Here is a 24494-nt window from a genome sequence, read left to right on the forward strand (position 1 = left end):
GATGAATAAAAAAGAGATTGCGAAAATTTTATTAGAAGTTGGGGCAGTTGAGTTAAGCCCTGCGGATCCATTTACTTGGGCGTCAGGTATTCAATCGCCTATCTATTGTGATAACCGATTGACGATGTCTGACCCGGTTGGGCGTAAAAAGATTGCTGAAGGGTTAGCCGAGCTTATAAAAGAACATTTTCCTGAAACAACATTGATTGCTGGTACGGCAACAGCTGGAATTCCACATGCGGCATGGGTTGCGGATATTCTTGGTTTGCCTATGGTGTATATCCGTTCAAAAGCGAAAGGGCATGGCCGTAGCCGTCAAATTGAAGGGAAAGTACATCCGACAGACAAAGCAATTATTATCGAAGATTTAATTTCTACAGGTGGGAGCAGCTTGAATGCAGTTGAAGCACTTCGTACAGAGGAAGTTGCTGTGACAGGTGTCGTTTCCATCTTTACATATGAACTCGAAAGTGCAGATCAGGCATTTGCTGAAGCAGATTTACGTTATGAAAGTCTAACAAATTTTGCGGCGTTGACAGATGCCGCGAAAGAAAGTGGTGCCATAGCTGAAGGTTCAATTGCTGAACTGCTTGATTGGCACGGGAAGTTAAAAGCAGGATTGTTGAAATAAGTTCATACTAAAAAGGAGCGCTTGAATCACTATGATTCGAGCAGCTCCTTTTTAAATAGTGTTGTTATTTCTTTAATTTCCGCACGATATCTTCATCTGGGGTAACAAACAATGTCTTTTGTTCAAAATAAATGACAAAGCCGGGTTTAGAGCCATTCGGCTTCTTCACATGCCTGATTTCTGTAAAATCAACAGGTACGGAAGAAGACCCTCTTGCTTTACTAAAGTAGGCAGAAAGAACAGCAGCTTCTTCAATTGTCTGTTCGTCTGGACTCGCTGCATGGATGACAACATGTGATCCGGGAATATCCTTTGTATGGAGCCATACATGATCCCTAGATGCAATTTTGAATGTCAAATAATCATTTTGTTTATTATTTTTGCCGACTGAAATCGCTATTCCTGATGAAGAAACATACGATTCAGGTGTTGGTTTTTTCGGTTTCAATTTTTTCTTTCCACGTCTTGCGCGCATGAAGCCTAATTCTGCTAACTCTTCACGTATTTCGTCGATATCATTTGGCGATGCTTGTAACACTTGCTGTTTGATCATTTCAAAATACGCAATGTCCTCTTGTGCTTTTTGAAGTTGTTCGGCAATCATAATAAGCGCATTTTTCGCTTTTGTATAGCGGGCGTAATAGCGTTGAGCATTCTCGATCGGTGTTTTCCGAGGATCAAGAGGAATCGTAACGGTTGTTCCTTCCTCGTAGTAATTGTCAACGATTGCTTCAACATCGCCTTTTTGAATTGCGTAGCTATTCGCTGTCAACAGCTCTCCGTATAATTGGAAAGTATCCAGCTTTTCGGCAGCTTTTTGCTCTTTTGATAGTTTTTCCATTTTTAGTTTCAATTTCGCCACTTCATTGTCCAACCAACGTTCCAAGTCTGCTGCTTGCGATTTTACGCGCTCCCGTTCAGCGCGTGCAAAATATACTTTGTCTAGCAGTTCGCCCACTGTTGAAAAAGTGGCAATGGTTTGGTCTGCATATGTCAATTGAGTAGCCGAGAAAACTGTTTTCGTACCAATCTGTGCGATTGAAGGAGTCTGTTCGCTACCTTTGAATGAACCAAGGAATTCTTTGAAACGCAAGAATGCCTCATGTGGTTCATGGCCATGTAGTCGATGAACGAGTTCTTCTCCATGAGTAGGTGAAAATCCTGAGAATTTCGTCACAAAATCTTTTGCACTGTTCAATGTAGGATGCAGTTGCAGAAAAGTCGCTTCATCCACATTAAACGGATTCAATTTGTCTTGATGCGGGGCAGGGATAAATGGCTGCCCAGGCATAATCGTTCTGTAGCTGTTGACTGAAGGCGGTAAATGTTTAATACTATCGATAATCATGCTTCGGTCAGGGTCTACGAGAATCATATTGCTATGTCTCCCCATGATTTCAATGACTAGCTGCCGATTAATATCGTCGCCGATTTCATTCTTTGCCCGAATGTTAAAGGTGATAATTCGGTCATTACCCGCTTGTTCGATAGACTGGATCAGGCCTCCTTCGAGATGTTTGCGTAACACCATACAAAACATCGGAGGTTCAGGTGGATTCGTAATTGTTTCATCCGTCAACTGTACACGTGAATACGAAGGGTGTGTGGAAAAGAGAAGTTTACAGTTGTTTTTTCCAGCCCTAACGAGCATAATGACTTCTTGTGTATTGGGTTGATGTATTTTAGAAATGCGTCCGTTTTTTAATTTTTGCAGCTCTTCTACGATTGCTGCCGTGAATAATCCGTCAAATGCCATTGTATATTCCTCTTTCAAACGTTTTGTTCCATTTTAGCACTCTCACGAGTAGATATGTTATAATATGATAAGAATGTTTGCTATGATGAAGGAACCATTACTAGCGAAAAACTACATATAGAAGAGGGATTGCATGTACAAACAACGTGGACTCCTGATTGTCCTGTCCGGTCCTTCCGGTGTAGGGAAAGGGACAGTCAGAAAAGAGCTCTTTCAACAACCGGATACAAACTACGAATATTCGATATCGATGACGACGAGAAGTCCGCGAGAAGGTGAACAGGATGGCGTCGATTATTTTTTTAAGTCGCGCGACGAATTCGAAGGGTTGATTGAACAAGGAAAACTATTAGAATATGCCGAGTATGTCGGGAACTACTACGGTACGCCCCTCGACTATGTCAATGCGACACTTGATGCGGGTAGGGACGTCTTTCTTGAAATAGAAGTCGTCGGCGCTGCGCAAGTACGCCAAAAGGTACCTGATGGCTTATTCATTTTCCTCGCTCCACCTAGCTTGTCTGAACTTGAAGACCGTTTAGTCGGCAGAGGGACGGAGGAAGCAGATGTCATCGCAAGCCGTGTCCTGAAGGCGCGCGATGAGCTTGAAATGATGAACTTATATGACTATGTTGTTGAAAATGACGAAGTGACAAAAGCATGCGATCGCATCAATGCCATCGTCACTGCAGAACATTGTCGCCGTGAACGCGTAGAAAAACGCTACTTACTTATGTTGGAAGGGGAATAAAAGATGTTATATCCATCAGTCGATTCATTAAAAAGTAAAATTGATTCAAAATACACGCTCGTAACGCTTGCTGCGAAACGTGCACGGGAGATGCAAGAAAGCAAAAACGAATTGCTTCACACGTACAAATCGCACAAAAATGTCGGCAAAGCATTGGAAGAAGTCGCTGCGGGTACGTTATCAAAACAACAACAAGATGCTTCAATTGTTTACGAGGATGAAATCTAAGCATCTCGCCATAATTGTGTGAAACTCCCTCTGAAACAGAATTTCACAGGGAGTTTCTCGTTTTTTATCGTATAGTTGATGTGAGATGGAAAAATGGCAGTTTGTGTGGGGACAAGTCCTCAAAGCATTTTCTAGAAAGGATGAGTATGTTGTTGGCTAAAAAAATTCTTGTCTGTGTGACAGGTGGCATTGCTGTGTATAAGGCCGTTGCACTCGTAAGTAAATTGTCTCAAGCTGGTGCGGAAGTGAGAGTAATCATGACGAAATCAGCGATGGAATTTGTTACACCACTTTCTTTTCAAGTCCTCTCTCGTAACGATGTGTATTTTGATACGTTTGATGAAAAGGATTCACGTGTCATCGCACATATTGATCTTGCGGATTGGGCGGATCTTGTCATTGTCGCTCCAGCAACTGCCAATGCCATCGGGAAAATTGCAAATGGCATTGCAGATGATATGGTGACGTCCACATTGCTTGCTACGACTGCACAGGTATGGATTGCACCGGCAATGAATGTACACATGTATGAGAAGAAATCAGTCATTCGCAACATTCAGCAATTGCACGATGACGGTTATCAATTCATTGAGCCTGCAGAAGGTTTTTTAGCGTGTGGATATGTTGGCAAAGGCAGACTGGAAGAACCTGAAAAAATCGTTGAATTACTCAAACAACACTTTGCAAAGAAAGTTGATCTTCCGTTAAAGGGGAAGAAAGTTGTCGTAACTGCCGGGCCGACACGTGAAAGGATAGACCCTGTCCGATACATATCCAATTTCTCAAGTGGGAAAATGGGCTACGCAATGGCGGAAGCTGCAGCTGCAATGGGGGCAACAACTGTATTAATCAGTGGGCCGGTCGATTTGCCAGTACCAGCAGGCGTACAAAGAATTCCGGTTGAAAGTGCGGCTGACATGTTGGATGCTGTCTTGACGCATTACGAGGATGCATCCATCGTTATAAAGTCAGCAGCTGTGGCAGACTATAAGCCGAAAGATCAGCATCCTCAAAAGATGAAGAAGAATGACGGGGAGACACAAATTGAGCTCGTCCGTACGACAGATATTTTGAAAACACTTGGGGAGCGAAAAAAAAATCAATTGCTCGTTGGTTTCGCTGCGGAAACGAATGATGCATTGGCATATGGTCAATCAAAATTGAACAAAAAGAATTTGGATTACATAATTGTTAACGATGTAACCGATCCGGCCGGTGGATTTGGAAATGATACGAATGTAGTAACATTGTTGACACATACAGGACAATCGATTGCATTTGAAGCGATGCAAAAAAGAGAATTAGCAAAGATTCTCCTTCAAACGATCATAAAGGAAGAAGGACTTCATACCGATGATCGCTGAAGTGATAGTGGATGTATCTGCTTATCCAATCGATCGTCCTTTTGATTATGTCGTCCCGGAAGAAATGCGTTCCGTCATTGAGTGTGGAGCAAGAGTGAAAGTTCCATTCGGACCCCGGAAAGTCGTAGGCTATGTCACACGTTTGAAGCAGGAAACAGACCTCGCCAATAGTAAAATGAAGGCAATCGATGAATTGCTTGACTTAGAACCGGTCCTTTCGACTGAGCTCCTCGCAATTGCGAAGATAGTTGCGCGTGAAACACTTTCCTATGAAATTGACGCATTACAAGTCATGCTGCCTGCAGCAATGCGTGCAAAGTATGAGAAATTCATAACCATTGTAGAGCCGGATGCGATCATTGATGAAGATCTTCGAAACTTGATGCAAGGTCGTACACGAATTCCCCTGAAGCAAGTAACCAGTTCCTCATTGTTGAAAATGATTAAGAATTATGTTGCACAAGGAATAATCACTGTTGACAATTCTGTCAGCCAACAGACAAAAGTAAAAAAAGTGCGAATGATTCATATTGAGGATTCATCCACTTTAGCATCTTTACTCGATACAATTCCTTCGAATGCAAAAAAACAACTTCAACTCATTCAGTGGATGAAAGACCATGCAGGTAAATCAATGGAAGCCAGTAAAGTCATCGAGGCTTCAGGTGTGCAACAAGCAGTACTGAAGACAGTTATTGAAAAAGGGGCTGCAACGGAAAGTCATGAAGAAACATACCGTGATCCGGGTGTATCCCAATTACAAGAAGCACAGATTCCCTATGAACTGACAGAGGAACAACAGCTAGCACTGGATAAAGTGAATGCTGCGTCCACTACTAACAAGGCAGAGACATTTTTACTCCATGGTATTACGGGAAGTGGTAAAACGGAAGTATACTTACAAGCAATCAGCCATGTGTTGAAACAAGGGAAAGAAGCGATCGTGCTTGTACCTGAGATTTCATTAACACCACAAATGACAGCGCGGTTCCAAGCTCGTTTTGGAGGTCTTGTAGCCGTTATGCATAGCGGATTGTCAGCTGGAGAAAAATACGATGAATGGCGAAAAATTCATCGGAAAGAAGTAAAGGTAGTAGTTGGCGCACGATCTGCTATTTTTGCTCCGTTTGAAAATGTCGGCATCATCATATTAGATGAAGAACACGAATCCACTTATAAGCAAGAAGACACTCCTCGTTACCATGCGAGAGATGTTGCGATCTGGAGGTCGGAATCCTTTCATTGTCCCGTTGTCCTAGGAAGTGCAACACCTTCTTTGGAGTCGTACGCTAGGGCCTCAAAAGGAGTTTATACATTATTGCAATTGTCTAAGAGAGCAAAGAACCAACAATTGCCTGCCGTTTCAGTTGTTGATATGCGAGAAGAACTGAAAGAGGGAAACCGTTCAATGTTTTCTAGACAATTAGCGGATGCCATGCATATCCGTTTGGAGAAGAACGAGCAGATCGTCCTGTTTCTTAATAAACGCGGCTTCTCTTCTTTCGTATTATGCAGGGATTGCGGCACGGTGGTCGAGTGTCCGAACTGTGATATTTCATTGACCTACCATCGTGCGAACGAGTCATTAAAATGTCACTATTGTGGGCATGAAGAGAAAGTTCCGCTCGTTTGTCCCCAATGCGAAAGCGAACATATCCGTTTCTTTGGTACAGGTACTCAAAAAGCAGAAGAAGAGATTGCAAAGCTTTTTCCTACCGCCCGCGTCTTACGGATGGACGTGGATACAACGCGGCAAAAGGGCGCACATGAAAGGATTTTACGCCAATTTAGTGAAGGGAAAGCGGATATTTTACTCGGCACTCAAATGATTGCAAAAGGGTTGGACTTTCCAAATATCACTTTAGTCGGTGTACTCGCAGCGGATACAACTTTGCATCTCGCTGATTTCCGTGCAGCTGAAAAAACGTTCCAGTTAATGACGCAAGTAAGCGGACGTGCTGGACGGCATGAACTAGCAGGAGAAGTGTTCATCCAAACGTATTCTCCTGAACATTACGCTATTGAATTGTCAAAATCACAGCACTATGAACCGTTCTATCAATTGGAGATGACAGCAAGGAAGCAATACGGCTACCCGCCTTTCTTTTACATTACATTAATCCAATTTTCTCATGAAGATTTAATGAAAGTCGTTGCGTTTGCAGATAAAGGGACAACTTTTTTAAAAGGTTCCCTTTCACCAGAAACAATTGTCATCGGTCCTGCAGCTGCGGCAATCAGTCGCGTGAACAATAGATATCGTTACCAATGTTTGATAAAATACAAAAAAGAACCGAAACTGATCGATACACTTCAGCAACTGATAAAAATGTACAGAACAGACTGGATAAAAGAAGGGTTACTCATGTCTGTCGACGTCGACCCTTCTACGATTTATTAAACAGCATAGAAATGAGGAATTTACATGGCAATACGAAAAATTGTAGAAACACCATCTCCGTTATTGATGCAAAGATGTAAGGAAGTCGATACGTTCGATGAAAAACTTGGAGAGCTACTTGACGATATGCACGAAACGATGATCGCTGCTGATGGGATCGGTTTAGCTGCTCCACAAATCGGTGAATTGGTCCGCGTCGCAATTGTGGATATGGGCGAAGGAGATCCGGTCATCGAAATGGTTAACCCAGTCGTGACAGCGGTCGGAGGATCTGAGATTGAAGTAGAAGGCTGCTTAAGCTTTCCAGGATTATATGGGGAAGTGGAACGGCCGTTTTTTGTACGCATCGAAGCACAAGAGCGTGATGGCTCACTTTATGAGTTAGAAGCAGAAGATTACGAAGCGCGAGCGATTTTACATGAAATCGATCATTTGGATGGTATCCTTTTTGATTCGAAAATTAAACGTATTGTCGATCCTTCTGAGTTCGAATCGGTTGATGGAGAGGATGAGTTGAATGACTAAAATCGTATTTATGGGGACACCGGATTTTTCGGTACCTGTCTTGACGATGCTCCATAATGATGGATATGACGTCATTGCGGTCGTCACCCAACCTGATCGACCTGTCGGAAGGAAACGGGTACTTACTCCACCGCCTGTCAAACAAGAAGCACTTCGGTTAGGGTTACCCGTACTGCAACCTGAAAAACTGCGAAAATCAGCTGAGCTGGATTCAATCATTCGAATGCAGCCAGACTTGATCGTTACCGCTGCTTATGGACAAATTCTACCGAAAGAATTGCTAGATGCTCCACGCTTAGGTTGTGTCAATGTACATGCTTCATTATTGCCAAAATATCGAGGTGGTGCGCCAATCCATCAAGCAGTGATGGATGGTGAAATCGAAACTGGTGTGACAATCATGTATATGGTAGAAAAATTGGATGCGGGGGACATTATTTCCCAAGTGACCGTACCAATCGATGAAAAAGACCACACAGGACTCTTATTTGAAAAGTTATCAGTGGCAGGCACGAAGTTATTGAAAGATACATTGCCTTCAATTATTAACGGTACGAATGACCGGATTCCTCAAGATGAGCAACGTGTCACATTTGCAAGCAATATTTCAAGGGAACAAGAACGAATTGATTGGAACCGAAGCGGCGTAGAGATTTACAATCAGATTAGAGGATTATATCCGTGGCCAGGTGCATACTCTGTTTTCCAAGGGGACAATGTGAAAATTTGGTCTGCTGAAAAAATGGACATGCAAACGGATGTCGAAGGGAAAGCTCCAGGTGAGATTGTTAAACGGTTAAAGGACAAACTGATAATCAAAACGGGTGATGACGTAGCGATTGCTATTACAGAGTTACAGCCTGCAGGTAAAAAGCGACTAACTGCTGAAGAATTCATGAATGGTGTAGGCGCCAAATGGGTTGAAGGGAATACATTCGAATGATGAACAAAAAGAAAATCTGGAACGGTAATGTACGGGATGCCGCGTTATCAATTTTACTGGAAATCCACGAAAATCAGGCATACAGTAATTTACTGCTCAACCGCACGATCAAGAAATACAATATTGATTCGAAAGATCGTGGCTTACTCACTGAATTGACATATGGTACATTGCAACACCGGATAACGTTGGATTACTATTTGGAACCGTTTGTGAGAGGGAAATTGGATCATTGGGTTCGTGAATTGTTGCGGCTGTCCATCTATCAAATTGTTTATTTGACAAAGATCCCGCCTCATGCCGTTGTTCATGAAGCTGTGGAAATTGCAAAAAGACGGGGACATAAAAGAATCGCACCTACAGTGAACGGTATATTACGGTCAGTGTTGCGAGAAGGTGTCCGACCAATCGAGGAAATAACGGATGAAGTGGAAAGAATGTCAATTGAGACAAGTCATCCGACGTGGCTGATCCGTCGCTGGATAGAGCAGTACGGGAGAGACGAAGCGTTGGCAATGGCCCATGAAAACAATCATCCCGCCCGTATGACAGCAAGAGTGAATACACTTAAAGGGAATGTACCTGATGCGATTGCAGCATTAGCTCGTGAAGGTGTTGAAGTGAAGAAAGGTGAAATTATTCCAGAAAGTATTCAATCACCTTCAGGTAGCTTGGCGAACACGGAAGCGTACACGAACGGACTCCTATCCATTCAAGATGAAAGCTCCATGTTACCCGTGCTTGCACTTGATGTGCGACCTGATATGAAAGTGCTCGATATGTGCGCAGCCCCTGGTGGTAAAACGACGTTCATCGCAGAAAAAATGGGTGATCGTGGGGAAATCTACGCACATGATTTACATGATCATAAACTGACGCTTATCGAATCAAATGCAAAACGGCTAGGCATCCAATCCATTCATACAAAAAGTGGAGATAGCCGTAAGTTGGATGAAGTATATGAACCAGAATCGTTCGATCGAATTCTTGTTGACGCACCTTGCAGTGGTTTAGGAGTCATCCGACGAAAGCCGGAAATAAAATATAACAAGACTGAAAAGGACATCCATGCGCTTACCACTATTCAAGAAGAGCTTCTTGAAACGGCTTATCGTTTAGTGAAAAGAGGGGGCGTAGTCGTCTATAGTACTTGTACGGTCGACTATGATGAAAATGAGGGCATGGTGCAAAAGTTCCTCGCGAAACATGATGATGTATCGTTACTACCATTGGAGACATTTAAGGAAATTGAAGCTGTAAAAGTGAACAATCATTTGTTGCAAGTATTGCCACAACATTTTGGTGGAGACGGTTTTTTTGTAGCTGCATTCGAGAAAAAGTAATGTGCAGCACCTTAAAAAGGGGGGAATGAGTGGTGCAATTCGAAGTGCTGTCGGACATAGGGAAGAAACGTACGGTCAATGAAGATAGTGCAGCAGTTTTTACGATAGAAGAAGGCCCCATATTAGCGGTCATTGCGGATGGAATGGGTGGGCATCGTGGTGGGGATTATGCCAGTTCCACCGCTGTCCGTATGCTTGGCGAGCTATTCTTGAAAGTGGAAAATCCAATCGACATGACACATGAAGATTGGAACGAATGGCTTCAAGAAGCGGTGTTAGACATTAATCGAACGATTTTTGAAACGGCAGAAAACGATGTAGACTTCAAAGGAATGGGAACCACTTTGGATGCAGTTCTCATGCATGGTAACAAAGGGCTTGTGACACATATTGGGGATAGTCGGGTCTATACAATTACAGAGTCTGCAATTGTCCAAGTGACGAAAGATCATTCATTTGTAAATGTTTTGTTGGATTCTGGTGAAATCACCGAACAAGAAGCAGCGAATCATCCTCAGCGCAATTGGATTATGCGAGCAATTGGTTCAGAAAGAACGATATCACCGGATTTTTATCAATTAGATTTACAAGACAATACCTACTTGTTAATCTGCACAGATGGATTGAGTAACAAAGTGACAAATGAACAACTTCATGCAATTGTTAGAAGTGATGGAGACCTCCATAGTAAAGCGGTCAAAATGATTGAGCTTGCCAACGAAATGGGTGGCGAAGATAATATTTCCGTCATATTGGCCGGACCTTCAAAGGTGGAGGTGAGTACACAATGATTGGTAAGAGAATTGGTGGCCGGTACGAAGTTATTAGAGGAATCGGCGAAGGTGGCATGTCCAAAGTCTATTTGGCGCATGATATCATTTTGGGTCGGGATGTAGCCATTAAAGTATTAAACTATGATTTTGTCAATGAGCAAGATATGAAAAAAAGATTTCAACGTGAAGCGTTATCAGCAACGAGTTTGACACATCCACATATCGTCAATATTTTCGATGTCGGTGAGGATGAGGAGCTTCATTACTTTGTGATGGAATATATCGAGGGCCAGACATTAAAGAAATTCATTCATACAAATGGTCCGTTGAATCCTGAACAGGCAGTCAGCATTATGAGGCAATTAGTTTCGGCAATTGCAAATGCCCATCACAATGGAATTATCCACCGCGACATAAAACCGCAAAATATTTTAATGGATACAGACGGAGATGTGAAAATTACGGACTTTGGCATTGCGATGGCGTTAAGTGCAACATCCCATACAAAGACGAACTCTGTCATTGGAACAGTCCATTATTTATCTCCAGAACAAGCGCGCGGCGGTATGGCGACAAAAAAATCGGATATTTATTCGTTAGGGATTGTTTTTTATGAATTACTGACTGGCAAGCTGCCATTTTCTGCTGAAACAGCTGTTGCCATTGCACTGAAGCATCTTCAAGAAGAGACACCGTCGGTTCGTTTAACGTTTCCAAACATTCCCCAAAGTGTGGAGAATGTCATATTAAAAGCTACTGCGAAAGATGCTACATATCGCTATCAGTCAGCGGATGAAATGTACGATGATCTGTTAACCGTCTTATTGCCAGAAAGGCAACATGAAGAAAAATTCACTGTACCTTTTGATGATGATAAAACAAAAGCAATCCCAGTCATAACAGATCTTAAACCTACAGAGGAATACGAAAAAACGAAAGTGATTGAACCTGTCAATCCGACACCTGTTGAAGTGCCTAAAAAGAAGAGGAAGAAATGGCCGATCATCGTTGGGGTCCTTTCTGCCTTATTGGTAATCGCCCTGCTTATTGTCTTTTTGCCAGGTTTGTTAGGTCCGAAAAAAGAAGTGGTTCCGAACGTTGTCGGCATGGATGAAGTGGAAGCAGCTTCTGCATTAGAAGACAAAGGCTTCGTTGTAAATGAAAAGATTGAAGATTATTCAGATGAATTTGTAGCAGGTCAGGTATTTAGAACAATTCCGGAAGCTGAGAAAATGAGGGAAGTCGGCTCCTCTGTTACGCTCTATGTGAGTAAAGGGAAAGAAACGATTGAATTGGATGACTATGTAAATAGGGATTATGACGATATTGAAAGTATCCTTCAAGGCTTCAACTTTAAATCGATTGATCCTCAGCCTGTCTACTCCGAAGAACCGGTTGGACGGATTGTGGAACAAAGCCCCGTAGCCGGAACGAATATTGTTCCTGAAGAGACAGCTATTGTTTTTAAAGTGAGCATGGGCAAAGAGAAACGTTCAGTAGCTGATCTGAGGAATTACACAGAGGATGAACTGAAAGCGTATGAAAGAGAATCAGGATTCACCATTAAAATTGTGAAAGCGGAACACCATGATACAGTGGAAGAAGGGCATGTCATTTGGCAAAAACCATCCGTAAATACCAATTTGGAAATCGGCGCAACAATTGAAGTTGCATTGTCGAAAGGACCTGAAAAGAAACTGGTGAAATATGCAGTCCGTACGATTGAAATTCCATATGAACAAAAAGAAGGTTCAGAAGAAGAGGATAGCGACTCTGAGCCAGTGCCTCAAGTGATAAAAATCTATATACAAGACCTGAACAATTCCATGACAGATGCAGCAGACGAATTTAAAATCATTGAAGATACAAAGAAGAAAATAACAATTGAATTGGAAGAAGGTCAACGTGGCGGTTATATGATCTTTAGGGATGATATTAAAATCGCAGAGGAAACAATCAATTACGAAGATATCGATTAAGGAAGAGGGATTGGATGCCAAAAGGTCAAATTAGAAAAGCAATTAGTGGTTTCTACTATGTAGAAATAGATGGGGAACTCATTCAATGTAAAGGACGAGGTGTCTTTCGGAATCGTGGTATCTCGCCGCTCGTCGGGGATTTTGTGACGATTGTCACGGATGGAGCAAATGATGCTACAATTACTGAAGTGCATGAAAGAAAGAATGAATTAGTTCGTCCACCGGTTTCAAACATCGACCAAGCGTTGCTCGTCTTTTCCATCGTTGAACCTGATTTCAGTCTCCATTTGCTGGACAGATTCCTTGTTGTCATTGAATCCTATGGCATTCAACCGATTATATGCACTACAAAAAAGGACATTGCGGATAACGAAAGCCTGCTACAAACGAATGAAGCACTCAACTACTATCAATCGATTGGCTATGACATCATACAGACCTTTATTGAAGATGCTACATTGTTTGACGTGTTGCAACCCTTCGTAACTGAAAAAACAAGTGTGTTGGCTGGGCAATCAGGGGTTGGTAAGTCTACTTTATTAAATACGCTGATTCCTGAACTTGCGCTCAAAACTGGTGCCATTTCAGAAGCGTTAGGGCGAGGTAAACATACGACGCGACATGTGGAGCTAATCGAAGTGGCAGGAGGTCTTATTGCAGATACACCTGGCTTCAGTTCACTTGATTTTGATCATATCGAAAAAGAAGAACTGAAGGACTATTTCATTGAGATGGCCAGCAGTGCACATGCTTGTAAATTCAGAGGATGCATGCATATGAAAGAGCCGGGATGTGCTGTGAAAGCGAAAGTGGAAAGTGGAGAAATCCTTCGTTCCCGATATGACAACTATGTTCAATTTTTACAAGAAATCACTGACCGAAAGCCGAGGTATTCATAATATGATTAAAATTGCACCGTCCATTTTAGCAGCTAATTTTTCGAAGCTTGCTCAGGAAGTCGTAGAAGTAGAAAAAGCAGGAGCAGAATTGATCCATATCGATGTAATGGATGGTCATTTCGTTCCCAATATTACGATGGGGCCGATTGTTGTAGAGGCATTAAGACCAGTTACTACATTACCACTTGACGTCCATCTTATGATTGAAAATCCGGATGCATACATTGAGCAGTTTGCAAAAGCGGGTGCTGATTATATTACAGTTCACGTGGAAGCGTGCAGACATCTACACCGTACCATTCAGCTAATCCGTTCTTTCGGTGTTAAACCTGGCGTAGTTTTGAATCCACATACGCCTGTGGAACATATACTGCATATCTTGGAAGACATTGATATGGTTTTATTTATGACTGTCAATCCCGGATTTGGTGGTCAGCAATTCATTCACTCGGTGCTCCCAAAAGTCCGTCAACTTGCTGCGATTATTAAGGAAAGAGAACTATCTATCGAAATAGAAATTGATGGTGGTATTAATGAGGAGACAATCGTTCCTTGTGTTGAAGCAGGTGCAACCATCTTTGTTGCAGGCTCGGCAATTTATAATGCAGAAGATCGTGCGGAAGCCTTACAGCGCATCAAAACTGCTGGGGAAAGTGTAATCGGCTGATGAAGAGGGTCGTCGTTTGTGCAGGGGGGCCTCGGGAAGAATTACCTGATTTTCAGCAATTTGCGCGTGCAGAAACGATTTTTATCGGAGTCGATCGAGGTGCGCTTCAACTTGTACGGAACGGTATTATCCCTATCGAAGCAGTTGGAGATTTTGATTCTGTAAATGCAGAGGAATTTCAGGAGATTGCAACAGTTGTTGAACAGGTTGGTACGTTTCAAGCTGAAAAAGACGAAACGGATACAGAGTTGGCAGTGGAAAGAGCGATTGCCTATGCTCCTGAAGAAATTGTTTTAATTGGGGTGACAGGTGGAAGATTGGATCATTTTGAATCGGCCATGCACCTCATGTATCGAATGCAACAGCAAAATGAAGGAATTAGGTTTTCTGTTCGTAATCGTGTAAACGAACTGTCATTTTATCGTCCTGGCGTGCATAGGGTGAAGAGAAAAGATGAACTTCCTTATATGTCATTTTTCTCGTATGGTCGGACTGTTGAGGGATTGACGTTAACAGGCTTTAAGTATGAGACTGTCAATGCGACATTGGAAATGGGAATGACAAGATTCACAAGCAATGAACCAATTGCAGAAGTTTGTACTATCTCATTCCGCCAAGGCATATGTTTAATGGTAAGGAGTTCAGATTCCTGAAAGGAGCCAGGGAATTGCGAGTTTATACGTTTACAATGCCGAAGTTTCTCAGTAGCTTTGTCCGTAAGTGCATGGTTGTGTTTCAGAAAGATGATAAGTCGAAAAGCCAGGCGACTGCAACAGCGAGTCAACGGAACAGAAAAAAGAAAAAAGAAAAAACGTCAGGCTGAAGAATTCGGCCTGGCGTTTCATTTCTTTTGAAGTATAGTCGGTTCGTACATAACTATCGCATTACATGAATGACCCACACATTATGTCATTGGATTTTTTGAAGTGAGACATCTACTGTCATTTCAAGCAGTCCAACGAATTCTGTAGTGGTCATTTTTTTCATGTTCATTAAACGCGTTGTACTTTACCTGATTTGAGTGCTCTTGTAGAAACCCAAACACGTTTAGGTTTACCATTAACAAGAATACGGACTTTTTGAAGGTTTGCTCCCCAAGTACGTCTGTTAGCATTCATTGCGTGTGAACGAGCGTTACCCGCACGTGCTTTGCGACCAGTAATTGCACATTCTTTAGCCATTTTTATGACCTCCTCGCTAATATTGATTAAGCGATTCACTATCTAATTCGCATACCATAATACTTTATCACAGGAAATAAGGGCTTGCAACCTTTTTTCGCGCTGCTTTCAAGTGAATTGCCTTTACATGATTGAATGTGCCTTAAATTTGAAGAATTTGTCGTTGTTCATGTAATAACACCGATTAATTTCAATCCTTCCAGCGCTTGTCGGAGCTAAACGGCGACTTCCGCTTTTCATCGGCCCTTGTGTATAGTACAATGTTGGTATGATTACGGTTGCAGGAGGGGAAGTTTCATGTCCATTGAGTTAAAAAACGATTACGGTACGATAGATATTACGAATGACGTCATAGCCCAAGTGGTAGGAGAGGCGACAATCGAATGTTACGGAATTGTCGGCATGGCTTCACGGCATCAGATTCGGGATGGTCTTACTGATATCCTTGGAAAAGAGAATTATGCAAAAGGGGTCATTGTGCGAAATATTGGGGATGAGACACATATTGATATGTATGTCATCGTAGGATATGGCACAAAAATCTCAGAGGTTGCATACCAAGTGCAATCCAAAGTCATGTATACATTGAAAAAGATCTTATCGTTAACAGTGGCTTCAGTGAATGTATTTGTTCAAGGAGTTCGGGTGACGAACTGATAGAAGGAGGAAAACAGATCAATGAAATTTATTGATGGTGTTACATTTGCGGATATGGTAAAGATGGGTGCACATCATCTTCATCAAAACGCAGACTATGTCGATTCACTAAACGTGTTTCCAGTACCCGATGGTGATACAGGAACAAATATGAACTTGTCGATGACATCCGGTGCGAAAGAGACTGCAGCGAATGTTTCTGAACATATTGGTAAGACTGCACAAGCATTATCTAAAGGATTGTTAATGGGTGCGCGTGGAAACTCAGGTGTCATCCTTTCTCAGTTATTCCGTGGTTTCGGGAAAGCTGTTGAATCTGAAGACAAGCTGACAAGTGTAAAATTCGCTGAGTCCTTGGAATTTGGTGTTCAAACGGCATACAAAGCTGTCATGAAGCCGGTTGAAGGGACGATTTTGACTGTTGCGAAGGATGCTGCCAACAAAGGTGTGGAAGTGGCTAAAACGACAGATGATTTGATTGTCGTAATGGAAGCGATCGTAGAGGAGTCTAAGGCTTCATTAAAAAGGACGCCTGATTTATTGCCTGTTTTAAAAGAGGTAGGTGTCGTAGATAGTGGTGGCCAAGGACTCGTGTACGTGTATGAAGGATTCCTCGCATGTTTAAAAGGGGAAGCGCTACCAGAACGCATTGTGGTCGATTCAATGGATGAATTAGTGAATGCTGAGCATCATCGTGGTGTGCAAGGCTTCATGAATACCGAAGATATTGAGTTCGGCTATTGTACGGAATTCATGGTGAAATTCGAAGAGGAAAAGACTGTGAATAAGCCATTTGTAGAAACTGATTTCCGACAAGACCTCAGTCAGTTTGGTGATTCATTGCTCGTCATTTCAGATGATGAAATTGCGAAAGTACATATCCATACAGAACAACCTGGTGATGCAATGAATTATGCCCAACAATACGGTTCACTCATTAACATTAAAATCGAGAATATGCGCCAACAGCATATTGATATCGTCGGGGCAGATCTTTCTGCTAAAAACGAAACAGTTGCACACCCGTATGCCCTCGTTACGGTTGCAATGGGTTCAGGGATTGCACAACTGTTAAAGAGCATCGGTGCGTCCGCAGTTATAGAAGGTGGACAAACGATGAATCCTTCTACTGAAGATATCGTTAAAGCGATAAAAGATGTACAAGCTGAACGCGTCATTATTTTACCAAACAACAAAAACATTATCATGGCTGCAAAACAAGCTGCAGAAGTGTGTGGCATTGAAGCAGCAGTTGTTGAAACGAAATCGGTTCCTGAAGGTCTCGCGGCGATTCTTGCTTTTAACCCTGAAGCGACTGTACAAGACAATGAGAAGTCGATGACAGTAGCCGCTTCCGGTGTGAAAACTGGTCAAGTGACCCATTCAATCCGGGACACATCTATTGACGGGATAGACATTAAGAAGGATGACTTCATGGGCCTTGCGGGCAATAAAATCATCATTTCTGAACCTTCGTTAGAAAGTGTCATGAAAACATTGCTTGCATCGTTGATTGATGAAGACGATGAGATTGTGACGATCATCTATGGAGAAGGTGTATCTGAAGACGAAGCGACCGCGATGGCGACTTATGTCGAGTCGACTTATAGTCATACGGAAGTCGAATTGTATAACGGGAAACAACCACTTTATCCATATATTCTTTCTGTTGAGTGATTTTACATGCATCACAGGGCTGTTACTGGTAATCAAGTTCAATGATTGCCGAACAGCCCTGTTTTGTCTTTTTGTCTTTATGAATACTTTATTGTAGAATGGATGAAAGCGCTTTGCTTGTAAGAAGGGGGTAGTTTGATTGAAGTATAGATCGGTGTTTGAAATTATTGGACCAGTTATGATTGGACCATCGTCATCCCATACTGCAGGTGCCGCTAGAATTGGCCGTGTTGCCAGGGATCTATTCGGTAGACAGCCAGAATGGGCAAAAATCCATCTCTATGGATCGTTTGCAGAGACGTATAAAGGGCATGGGACGGATGTGGCCATTATTGGTGGTTTATTAGATTACGATACATTTGATGAACGAATAAAGACTTCTTTTGAAGATGCAACAGCTCTAGGCATGACGTTTGAGTTCATACCTGAAGAGGAAGAAGCGGATCATCCGAATACAGCGAAGATTATTATTGGCGATAGCAAAGGGCAAATGGAACTCGTCGGAATTTCAATTGGCGGTGGAACGATGGAAGTGACCGAGTTAAATGGCTTTCCATTGCGCTTATCAGGCCATTTTCCAGCATTGCTCGTAGTACATGATGATCGTTCAGGCGTCATTGCAAGTGTGTCTAATGTCATTGCTTCACAAGGGATGAATATCGCCCATATGGAAGTTGGACGAAAAGAAAAGGGCAAGATGGCGCTCATGGTTATTGAGGTTGACCAAATGTTCGATGAATCTTTAACAAATGAGTTACAAGCCTTACCGAACGTAACACAAGTATCCACATTGGCAAATTAAGGAGGTTCAAATACATGGAAGTTCTATTTGGAACGGTGAAAGAATTGGTGGACATCGCTGAACAGCAAAACAAACCAATTTCAGAAATTATGATTGAACAAGAAATGCTCATTACTAGACGTTCGCGTGAAGAGATTGTTGCGCAAATGGAGAACAATTTAACCGTGATGGAAAGTGCTGTAGAACAAGGACTTCAAGGCGTGAAATCGACTTCTGGCTTGACTGGTGGAGACGCAGTATTGTTGCAACAATACATTAAAACGGGTAAATCTCTATCAGGTGACTTGTTATTGGATGCAGTCAGTAAAGCGGTCGCGACGAATGAAGTAAATGCCGCAATGGGAATGATTTGCGCAACGCCAACTGCTGGTGCGGCCGGTATCGTTCCAGGTACGTTATTTGCCGTGAAAGATAAGTTGAATCCAACTCGTGAACAGATGGTGAATTATTTATTCACATCAGGTGCTTTTGGATTTGTCGTTGCGAACAATGCTTCTATTTCCGGAGCTGCAGGCGGATGCCAGGCGGAAACGGGTTCAGCTGCTTCGATGGCTGCGGCTGCAATTGTTGAAATGGCAGGAGGGACGCCACAACAAAGCGCAGAAGCATTTTCGATCGTCATGAAAAATATGCTTGGACTTGTTTGTGATCCGGTTGCTGGACTGGTTGAAGTCCCGTGTGTAAAACGGAATGCGATGGGTGCAGCAAAAGCATTAGTTGGCGCGGACATGGCGTTAGCAGGTGTAGTCAGTAAAATTCCTACGGATGAAGTAATCGATGCCATGTATCGGATCGGACAAACAATGCCTTCTGCACTGCGAGAAACAGCAAAAGGTGGCTTGGCAGCTACACCGACGGGTAAAAGGTTGGAAGCTGAGATTTTCGGGAAGGACAAAGCGGTCCATGACACCGTCCATTCATGATTCTGTCCAAGTATTGAAAGGTGTTGGAAAAGCGGCTACTGGACAGTTTCAAAAGCTCGGCATTGAAACAGTAGAACAGTTACTCCATACATTTCCGTATCGACACGAAGATTTTCGATTGAAGGACTTAGCTGAAACTCCACATAATGAACGCGTAACGATTGAAGGAAGGGTCCAAAGTGAGCCTTCCGTTCTTTTTTTAGGTAAGAATAAATCTCGCTTACAAATTCATCTACTCGTCGGCCCCCACCTTGTAAAAGCTGTTTTTTTCAATCAACATTACTTAAAAGATCGCCTAAGTATCGGCATGACTGTTACAGTTACAGGAAAATGGGATCGCGGTCGACAAGTGATCAATGTCAGTAACTTCTCAGAAGGACCGAAAACCGATCAAGCAGACTTTGAACCGGTCTACAGTTTGAAAAATGTTATGCATCAAAAGACATTTAGAAAATATATGCGACAAGCTTTGGATTTGTATGGAGCAGAAATGAAAGACATTCTGCCTAGTGAGTTGCTTGAGACGTATATGTTACCTTCTCTTCAAGAAGCATTGGAAATGGTTCATTTCCCAAAGACACCAACAGATGTCAAACAGGCGAGAAGAAGGTTTGTCTATGAAGAATTGCTTAAATTCCAATTGAAGATGATAGGGATGAAGAAAATTCGTAAGGATGCGGAAAAAGGAACAACTATCCAATATGATTTGGAGCGGTTGAAAGCATTTATTTCTTCCTTGCCGTTTGAGTTAACAGTTGCACAAAAAAGAGTTGTCAACGAACTTTGTGCTGAATTGAAAAGTTCAAGTCGGATGAATCGTCTTCTACAAGGGGATGTTGGTTCGGGCAAGACTGTCGTTGCTGCAATTGCTCTTTATGCTGCCATCACCGCAGGCTTTCAAGGGGCCCTGATGGCGCCAACCGAAATTCTTGCTGAACAGCATGCTGATTCGCTTTCTGCCTGGTTAGAGCCATTTGGAGTACGAGTCGCTTTTCTTTCGGGTTCAACAAAAGGAAAGGCGAGAAGACATATATTGGAGAATTTAGCGAGCGGAGAAATCGATCTTTTAATTGGTACCCATGCCCTTATTCAACCAGATGTCAGTTTCACCAAATTGGGTCTTGTCATAACAGATGAGCAACATCGGTTCGGAGTAGAACAACGTCGTGTCCTTAGGGAAAAAGGATTGAATCCAGATGTACTCTTCATGACAGCCACCCCAATCCCAAGAACTTTGGCAATCACGGCATTCGGTGAAATGGATGTTTCGATATTGGATGAAATGCCAGCAGGGCGTAAGCAAATCGAAACGTATTGGTTGAAAGAAGAATCATTATTGCCGGTTTTAAGGAAGATGGAAAAAGAATTGCATGCGGGACGCCAAGCTTATGTAATTTGTCCACTGATAGAGGAATCGGACAAGCTTGATGTGCAAAATGCAGTCGATGTCCATGCGCAGCTCACCCATCATTTTTCAGGCAGATATACAGTCGGGCTGATGCATGGGCGACTGCATCCCGATGAAAAGGACGAGATTATGCGAGATTTCAGCGACGGGAAAATCGATTGCCTCGTTTCAACAACAGTTGTCGAAGTCGGTGTAAACGTTCCGAATGCGACATTTATGCTCATTTACGATGCAACCCGTTTCGGATTAGCACAACTCCACCAATTACGGGGAAGGGTAGGGCGGGGTGCTGATCAATCATACTGTGTCCTTCTTGCTGATCCGAAAAACGAAGAAGGCAAAGAACGAATGCAATCGATGACGGAAACGAATGATGGTTTCCTCCTTGCCGAAAAGGACCTCGAGCTAAGAGGGGCTGGCGATTTCTTCGGCAAAAAGCAAAGTGGGATGCCTGAATTTAAAATGGCAGATCTAGTCCATGACTACCGTGCACTTGAAACGGCCCGTCAAGATGCTGAGAAAATGCTATCATCGGACAGCTTTTGGACCTCTCCAGAATATAAATTCCTTAGGGAAGACTTGGAACAATCCGGCGCGCTTTCACAAGAGCGGATGGATTAAATGAACATTCATTCTTGAAGACTGAGTTTAGAATACTATAGGCGAGCTTCAATACACAGAAGCTCGCCACAGACTGTAGACAAAAGGGGCGGAAATCGAAATGATTTTCACTCCTTTTGTGTTTGAACGTATAAAACTTTAACCGATCAAGAGCAGTTGAATTCCGCTCGTAGCGGAATTCAACTTTTCCTAGTAAATACGATTGTGAAGGAAAAAATGTAGGCAACCCCTTGATTTCTAGAGTTTGTCTACAGTCTGATAGTCTTTCCACCGTGAAGGTGATAAATTTATTCTGATTATTACTGCCTTAGTATTGTGAATTCAGATCGGGGAATGTATACGTGACCATCTTCGTGAAAAGAGTGACCAATTCATGAATGTTTTGTAGAAATCTATGATGAACTGTGATAATATACTGGTATTAGTACCAAGTGCTAATCCGGAAGGGTGAATTTTGTGAGAGTTCCAAAGAGGGAAAGGCAACGTCAACTTGCTGCAAGTCTTGAACAGAATCCTTTTATGACAGATGAAGAATTGTCGAAACAATTTAACGTAAGTGTACAGACGATCCGGTTAGATCGCTTGGAGTGTGGAATACCAGAATTACGTGAACGGTTAAAGACGGTTGCCTCTAGAACAATTGAAGCTGAAGTCAAATCGCTGCAATCAGACGAAGTGATCGGTGAAATTGTCGATATTGAATTGGACAAGCGTGCGATTTCTATTTTTGATGTGACGGAAGACCATGTGTTCCAACGTAATGGAATTGCGAGAGGGCATCATCTTTTTGCACAAGCCAATTCATTAGCTGTCGCTGTACTCGATGATGAACTTGCATTGACCGTTACTTCTACTATCAATTTTCTAAAGCCGGTGAAAGCCGGAGACCGTGTCATTGCACGTGCTATTGTTGACAAAGGACGGTCAAGTGGGAAGCGGATGTTTGTAGAGGTTATGTCTACAGTTGGAGATGAAACGGTTTTTACGGGTGAATTCCAAATGTACCACACAACCGAACTTGGCAGGAGGGACACAAAATGATTATTGCTTTAGATGGTATGGGTGGGGACAATGCGCCTCGTGAAATTATTGAGGGTGCCTATAAAAGCGTAATGGAATTGAATGATATACATATACATATTTATGGAGACGAAGCGAAGATGGGTCCCTTTTTGAAGGAGCAGGAACGCATAACCGTCATTCATTGCACGGAGAAAATCGAATCGGAAGATGAACCGGTACGTGCGATACGCCGTAAAAAAGATGCTTCGATGGTGAAGATGGCGCAAGCTGTAAAAGAGGGTTCTGCACATGCGTGTGTATCAGCAGGTAATACAGGTGCGCTTATGGCTGCCGGACTGTTCATCGTAGGACGCATAGATGGCATTGATCGACCGGCATTATCTCCGACATTACCGACTGTCGACGGACAAGGGTTCGTTTTTTTGGACGTTGGGGCGAATGCAGATGCTAAGCCTGTGCACTTACAGCAATATGCGATTATGGGCAGTATTTACGCGGAAAAAGTCCGTGGTATTAGTAAACCACGTGTTGGCCTATTAAATATCGGTACCGAAGAAGGAAAAGGGAACGAATTGACAAAAGCTGCTTATCAATTGCTTGCTGAAGCTCCGATACATTTTGTTGGAAATGTGGAGTCTAGAGAACTGTTGAATGGTGTTGCAGATGTCGTCGTAACGGACGGATTTACAGGCAATATGGCGTTAAAAACGATTGAAGGTACGGCATCTAGCTTCTTTACGATGTTAAAAGAAGTTTACGGTACATCATTAAAATCCAAATTGTCTGCTGCATTAGTAAAAGACGATCTTCGTGGATTAAAGAAGAAAATGGATTATACGGAGTATGGGGGAGCAGGCCTTTTCGGTTTAAACTCGCCAGTTATTAAAGCGCATGGCTCGTCCAATGCGAATGCAATCTATAATGCGGTTAGACAAGCAAGAACCATGGTGGAATACGATGTTTGTGAAACGATACGGCAGACAGTTGGAAAGGTGGATATGGGATGAGTAAAATTGCATTTATTTTTCCAGGGCAAGGCTCCCAATCAGTTGGAATGGGCGTTGAATTGGCAGCAAAGGAAGAGAGTCGCCAGTACTTTGATGGTGCGGATAAAGTGCTTGGTGGAGACTTGAGCCGTTTAATGAAAGAAGGACCGCAAGAAGAGCTTACTGTGACGTATAACGCCCAGCCGGCATTGCTGACGGTTGGCGCAATGATCGCTGCAAGATTAAATGATGCGGGAATTGTCCCTGCTTATACGGCTGGACATAGTTTGGGTGAATACACAGCACTTGTAGCGTCAGGTGCACTTTCATTTGAAAATGGTGTAGCAGTTGTGCGTAAACGCGGTTTATTCATGAATGAAACGGTTCCTGCTGGAGAAGGCGCGATGGCAGCCATCCTTGGATTAGATGGTGAGAAGTTGGCTGAAGTAACGGATGCAATTACGGCAGAAGGATATCCAGTACAACCTGCCAACTTGAACTGTCCTGGACAAATCGTTATTTCTGGAACAAAAGAAGGCGTGGACAAAGCGTGTGTAGCACTAAAAGAGGCTGGCGCAAAAAGAGCAATTCCATTAGACGTTAGTGGTCCATTCCATTCGTCACTCATGCAACCAGCAGCTGAACATTTACGTGAAGCTTTAGATCAGTTGGAGATGAAGGATGCATCCATTCCTGTCATTGCGAATGTGAATGCACAAGCGGTTTCTGACAAAGAGACGATTAAGGAATTACTCGTTGAACAATTGTATTCACCAGTACGATGGGAAGATTCGGTTCGGACGTTACTTGATTTTGGCGTCACACATTTTATTGAATGTGGTCCAGGCAAAGTGTTGAGTGGTCTCGTTAAAAAGATTGACCGTTCTGTAACTGTATTGCCTGTTTACGACGAAGAAACGTTACAAACGGCTATTGAGGCAGCGAAAGGGTGGTAA

General features: G+C 42.7%; 23 protein-coding genes. 21 read left to right on the forward strand and 2 right to left on the reverse strand.

Annotated features, from left to right (window positions below; translation table 11 throughout):
• Position 1 precedes the first annotated feature (1 nt).
• Positions 2-631: an orotate phosphoribosyltransferase gene (gene pyrE / locus NRI27_RS05575; protein WP_371389863.1), complete on the forward strand. Its 630-nt coding sequence runs from the start codon at positions 2-4 to the stop codon at positions 629-631.
• Positions 632-695: 64 nt separating this feature from the next.
• On the opposite strand, the gene NRI27_RS05580 is transcribed toward pyrE, so the two are convergent.
• Entirely contained in the window at positions 696-2387 is a 1692-nt protein-coding gene (locus NRI27_RS05580) for an Rqc2 family fibronectin-binding protein (RefSeq protein WP_371389864.1), read from the reverse strand.
• Between the two features lie 133 nt (positions 2388-2520).
• Here NRI27_RS05580 and gmk point away from each other — a divergent pair, with 133 nt between their 5' ends.
• The 12 genes from gmk (at position 2521) to NRI27_RS05640 (ending at position 14913) form a co-directional block, all read left to right on the forward strand.
• Positions 2521-3138 (forward strand): guanylate kinase, encoded by a 618-nt coding sequence (gmk, locus tag NRI27_RS05585; RefSeq protein WP_317941711.1) that lies wholly within the window; start codon positions 2521-2523, stop codon positions 3136-3138.
• Positions 3139-3141: 3 nt separating this feature from the next.
• The gene (gene rpoZ / locus NRI27_RS05590; protein WP_317941710.1) at positions 3142-3366 is read left to right on the forward strand and encodes a DNA-directed RNA polymerase subunit omega; all 225 of its coding nucleotides are present in this window, start codon (positions 3142-3144) and stop codon (positions 3364-3366) included.
• Positions 3367-3512: 146 nt separating this feature from the next.
• Positions 3513-4730 (forward strand): bifunctional phosphopantothenoylcysteine decarboxylase/phosphopantothenate--cysteine ligase CoaBC, encoded by a 1218-nt coding sequence (coaBC, locus tag NRI27_RS05595; protein ID WP_371389865.1) that lies wholly within the window; start codon positions 3513-3515, stop codon positions 4728-4730.
• The gene (gene priA / locus NRI27_RS05600) at positions 4720-7131 is read left to right on the forward strand and encodes a primosomal protein N' (protein ID WP_371389866.1); all 2412 of its coding nucleotides are present in this window, start codon (positions 4720-4722) and stop codon (positions 7129-7131) included. The genes coaBC and priA overlap by 11 nt, the downstream gene beginning before the upstream one ends.
• A gap of 24 nt (positions 7132-7155) precedes the next feature.
• A complete protein-coding gene (gene def / locus NRI27_RS05605; protein WP_317941708.1) occupies positions 7156-7656 on the forward strand; it encodes a peptide deformylase in 501 nt (166 codons plus the stop codon).
• Positions 7649-8599, forward strand: a complete 951-nt coding sequence (gene fmt, locus NRI27_RS05610; RefSeq protein ID WP_371389867.1) for a methionyl-tRNA formyltransferase — start codon at positions 7649-7651, stop codon at positions 8597-8599. Before def ends, fmt begins: the two co-directional genes overlap by 8 nt.
• Entirely contained in the window at positions 8599-9942 is a 1344-nt protein-coding gene (gene rsmB, locus NRI27_RS05615; protein ID WP_317941945.1) for a 16S rRNA (cytosine(967)-C(5))-methyltransferase RsmB, read from the forward strand. The genes fmt and rsmB overlap by 1 nt, the downstream gene beginning before the upstream one ends.
• Positions 9943-9971: 29 nt before the next feature.
• Positions 9972-10733 (forward strand): Stp1/IreP family PP2C-type Ser/Thr phosphatase, encoded by a 762-nt coding sequence (locus tag NRI27_RS05620; protein WP_317941706.1) that lies wholly within the window; start codon positions 9972-9974, stop codon positions 10731-10733.
• Positions 10730-12694 carry a Stk1 family PASTA domain-containing Ser/Thr kinase gene (pknB, locus tag NRI27_RS05625; RefSeq protein ID WP_371389868.1) on the forward strand — a complete coding sequence of 655 codons (1965 nt, stop codon included), beginning with the start codon at positions 10730-10732 and terminating at the stop codon, positions 12692-12694. The genes NRI27_RS05620 and pknB overlap by 4 nt, the downstream gene beginning before the upstream one ends.
• Before the next feature lie 14 nt (positions 12695-12708).
• Complete coding sequence (gene rsgA / locus NRI27_RS05630; RefSeq protein ID WP_317941704.1) at positions 12709-13593, forward strand: ribosome small subunit-dependent GTPase A; 885 nt, start codon at positions 12709-12711, stop codon at positions 13591-13593.
• Between the two features lies 1 nt (position 13594).
• Positions 13595-14260: a ribulose-phosphate 3-epimerase gene (rpe, locus tag NRI27_RS05635; RefSeq protein WP_317941703.1), complete on the forward strand. Its 666-nt coding sequence runs from the start codon at positions 13595-13597 to the stop codon at positions 14258-14260.
• Positions 14260-14913 carry a thiamine diphosphokinase gene (locus NRI27_RS05640; RefSeq protein ID WP_317941702.1) on the forward strand — a complete coding sequence of 218 codons (654 nt, stop codon included), beginning with the start codon at positions 14260-14262 and terminating at the stop codon, positions 14911-14913. The genes rpe and NRI27_RS05640 overlap by 1 nt, the downstream gene beginning before the upstream one ends.
• Positions 14914-15252: 339 nt before the next feature.
• Here NRI27_RS05640 and rpmB read toward each other — a convergent pair whose 3' ends face one another.
• A complete protein-coding gene (gene rpmB / locus NRI27_RS05645) occupies positions 15253-15441 on the reverse strand; it encodes a 50S ribosomal protein L28 (protein WP_317941701.1) in 189 nt (62 codons plus the stop codon).
• A 297-nt stretch (positions 15442-15738) separates the two neighbouring features.
• On the opposite strand from rpmB, the gene NRI27_RS05650 reads away from it, so the two are divergent.
• The 8 genes from NRI27_RS05650 to fabD all read left to right on the forward strand — a co-directional run bounded on the left by NRI27_RS05650 (position 15739) and on the right by fabD (position 24494).
• A complete protein-coding gene (locus NRI27_RS05650; protein WP_317941698.1) occupies positions 15739-16098 on the forward strand; it encodes an Asp23/Gls24 family envelope stress response protein in 360 nt (119 codons plus the stop codon).
• 21 nt (positions 16099-16119) lie between these two features.
• Positions 16120-17775 (forward strand): DAK2 domain-containing protein, encoded by a 1656-nt coding sequence (locus NRI27_RS05655; RefSeq protein WP_371389869.1) that lies wholly within the window; start codon positions 16120-16122, stop codon positions 17773-17775.
• Positions 17776-17914: 139 nt separating this feature from the next.
• Positions 17915-18577, forward strand: coding sequence for an L-serine ammonia-lyase, iron-sulfur-dependent subunit beta (sdaAB, locus tag NRI27_RS05660; RefSeq protein ID WP_371389870.1), 663 nt, complete (start codon positions 17915-17917; stop codon positions 18575-18577).
• 14 nt (positions 18578-18591) lie between these two features.
• Positions 18592-19500, forward strand: a complete 909-nt coding sequence (sdaAA, locus tag NRI27_RS05665; protein WP_371389871.1) for an L-serine ammonia-lyase, iron-sulfur-dependent, subunit alpha — start codon at positions 18592-18594, stop codon at positions 19498-19500.
• Positions 19481-21529, forward strand: coding sequence for an ATP-dependent DNA helicase RecG (gene recG, locus NRI27_RS05670; RefSeq protein ID WP_371389872.1), 2049 nt, complete (start codon positions 19481-19483; stop codon positions 21527-21529). Before sdaAA ends, recG begins: the two co-directional genes overlap by 20 nt.
• 456 nt (positions 21530-21985) lie before the next feature.
• Positions 21986-22570 carry a transcription factor FapR gene (fapR, locus tag NRI27_RS05675; protein WP_371389873.1) on the forward strand — a complete coding sequence of 195 codons (585 nt, stop codon included), beginning with the start codon at positions 21986-21988 and terminating at the stop codon, positions 22568-22570.
• Positions 22567-23559, forward strand: coding sequence for a phosphate acyltransferase PlsX (plsX, locus tag NRI27_RS05680; RefSeq protein ID WP_371389874.1), 993 nt, complete (start codon positions 22567-22569; stop codon positions 23557-23559). Before fapR ends, plsX begins: the two co-directional genes overlap by 4 nt.
• Positions 23556-24494, forward strand: coding sequence for an ACP S-malonyltransferase (gene fabD / locus NRI27_RS05685; RefSeq protein WP_371389875.1), 939 nt, complete (start codon positions 23556-23558; stop codon positions 24492-24494). The genes plsX and fabD overlap by 4 nt, the downstream gene beginning before the upstream one ends.

Origin of the sequence: Sporosarcina sp. OR05, from assembly GCF_041414805.1 — a bacterium.
GTDB lineage: Bacteria > Bacillota > Bacilli > Bacillales_A > Planococcaceae > Sporosarcina > Sporosarcina saromensis.